1 protein-coding gene and 2 pseudogenes are annotated in these 2,713 nt (G+C 57.3%); all 3 read left to right on the top strand.

The genetic code is table 11. The annotated features are described in order from the left end of the window. A pseudogene (locus ABX962_RS34310) lies at nt 1-352 on the top strand (ABC transporter permease); the annotation flags it as partial. Nucleotides 353-488: 136 nt separating this feature from the next. Next, the gene (locus tag ABX962_RS34305) at nt 489-1,253 is read left to right on the top strand and encodes a DUF3467 domain-containing protein (protein WP_372726161.1); all 765 of its coding nucleotides are present in this window, start codon (nt 489-491) and stop codon (nt 1,251-1,253) included. Nucleotides 1,254-1,669: 416 nt separating this feature from the next. Beyond that, nucleotides 1,670-2,713 (top strand): annotated as a pseudogene (locus ABX962_RS34300) (hypothetical protein); the annotation flags it as partial.

Below are 2,713 nucleotides of genomic sequence, written 5' to 3'. Positions count from 1 at the left end.
CTGGATCGTCGCGTTGGTGCGAATCAACAACCATCCACGCGTCGAAATTGGACTCGCCGCGATGGTCACGGTACTCGTGTTAGCCGCGTTGGTGCCCTATTCGATCGGTTTGCACCTGAACGACTATCGAAACTACTCGTATTCGCACTGGCAAATCACCAATTGGGTGTGGACGCTTGCCGAAGCCACTCCGAGTGGAACGGTACGAAATCTTGAGGTTTTTGGTGTGGCCGTTGCGGTGATCCTCGCCTTTATCGTCTGTTTGCTGACAATGCCACGCACCGTCTTACCACGACGGACCGCAACCCCGGACCAGGTCCAGCGGGAACAAAACAAGATAGCGTCCCCGTGAATCCTTTCTTGAAACGGACTAAAATTCGGGTTTCTGTGGGCGACGCATTGAATTGATCGTGCGGACATCGCTACAACCATGGTTCAAGCGTACGCCACCGACCCAAGACTTCATCTCACGAAACGGCTTCCCTGGTATGACTTCCGAATCAGATTCGTCTCCCGATCCCGCCGATGCCAACCCGGCGCTGCGTGCGAGAGTGCCCGATCACGTTGCCGAAGGCTGTTTCAGTACCGGCGCGATTGTGATGACCGGACCAAGTGAATTCATCATCGATTTCCTGCAAACGATTGGCCGCCCGCATCGCGTTGCCTCACGCGTGGTGATCCCTCATCCCGTGATGCCTCAATTTATTGACGCATTGCAGACCAACCTTGATTTGTATCGCAACCGCTTTGGGGATCCTCCGTCGCCGCCCGCCAACCCGCAACAAAATCAGGCGCGCCGCCCGACTCCGCAAGAGATCTACGATGATCTAAAGATGCCCGATCATGTGCTCAGCGGTGTTTACGCAAACGGCGTGATGATCGGTCACGGTGCAAGTGAGTTTGGATTGGACTTTCTCACCAGCTTCTTTCCTCAGAGCGCCGTCAGCTCGCGAGTGTTTGTTGCAGCGGGGCAAGTCCCGCGGCTGCTCGATTCACTCAAAGGCGCCGTGCGGCAGCTCGAACAACGCCGGCAGCAACAAACGGAAAATCAAGCGAATTTTCCCGGCATCGGTATCGATCCCGCAGAGGGCCCGTCCGATCCCAGCGGCAATCCGAACAGCAGCGACTTAGGTGCCGATGGCGGACAGCGTCACAACGGCACAGGCGGCGATCCCCCAAATCCCGACTCATCCACGGGCGGGCCTCCCTCGGACAATGACACTCCGGACAGCGACTCGGAACCGAAAACCTAGGATCTCGGCGTCGCTGCGGTCGCCCGATGAAGAAAATCAACGCTTTGGTGATCGTTGCTATCAAAAACGAATTGGGCAATGCACTCGAGGGGGTGAAGTGAATCAGGCGCCCCCCACCGCCCACTCCGATACATCTCTGCGACTGTGGCAACGGTCGGGCTACGTTTTTCTGTTTGTCGACGTCAATTTCCCACGTTTCACGGCGGGAATGCATTATTTTTCGTGAATAGTGTCTTGGGAGCGTGAGTTTCACGATTTCTCTATTTCAAGAAAATGGGGATTTCGATTAAAGTCCCCTGCACATCCCGCAAATGTACCAGGATGGTTCGCTCGGATTAGGCAGGGCCGCATGACGACGGCTCCTCAAACAGAACCATTCTCCTGAATGACTCACGTGGCCATGGAGGCGCCAGACCATGTTATTGGAACGAATCGATATTGATGCACACGGTCCACTGAATCGTGTCGAACTTGGCCCGTTCTCGGAACATCTGAACGTCGTCTGTGGCCCCGAAGGCTCCGGAAAAACCGCGATCGCACGATTCGTTCGCGACTCGCTTGTCGATCGCGAATACCCGCTGGGCATGATGAGCTCGTCGTCGGGACGCGTCGTGTGGGCCGATCGCAATGGGCTACTCCATTGCCGCCGCGAACAAGATGGATCAAAACAGGGTCGCCGCTCGGTCGAGTTTGAATCGCGTGGCGGTTTGTCCTACGACAGCTACCTGCACGATCATCCCTGGCTCGGATCGACGGTTGCCGGGGGGCGGGACCATGACGCATCCCGGCGTGGTGTCCAATCCGACGCCACCCGCGCCGTGCATTCGATCCAACTTCCCGAAGCGATCATTGACGCCGTGATCACGGACACCGCGATCACTGAAATCGCTCGCGTTGTATCGGCTTGTATCCGTTGTGGGCTCGATTCCACTGAAACCTATCGCTCTCTGCCGTTCCCCAACGCAAACCTCGACAATCCGGCGGACTACGCCGCCCACGCGGGCTTCACCGCAGAACCGGTGCCAACGAATGATCGCCACGTTCGCATACTGCGTTCGCAATTGGCCGACGTGGAACTGGAACGATCCCGTTTGGAACCAACACCGCTGCGAGAAGAATCGCTGCTGGCTCGTCGAGACGAATTGACGCAACAACTGAACCGAGGCACCGCGCGCACCGCGGCTGCAGCCCCTCGATTCGATCGCGACCGCATTGAACGTCGTTTGGCGGACCTACATGATCGCGCCACGCATCTGCGTGCTCGCCAAAACGAGCTGCGTCGTTGGGTCGCCGACCTCGATTCCCAATTGCACGCGTCCCCACTCAACGCGGGCGATGTGAATCCCATCGATACCGTGACCGACAACTACAAACAACATTGGGCCATGCGTGACGAATCGCTTCGTCGCCAATTGGATGATCTGGACGCTCAAATGATCCGCTGGCGTCGTGCATTGTTG

The sequence above is a fragment of the Novipirellula sp. genome (assembly GCF_041583735.1).
Lineage (GTDB): Bacteria > Planctomycetota > Planctomycetia > Pirellulales > Pirellulaceae > Novipirellula.
This window is presented reverse-complemented; position numbering and strand designations above follow the sequence as displayed.

What these genes read in the sequence shown, in the direction of transcription:
- ABX962_RS34305 (WP_372726161.1), top strand. Translation starts at nt 489, where the DNA reads ATGACTTCCGAATCAGATTCGTCTCCCGATCCCGCCGATGCCAACCCG.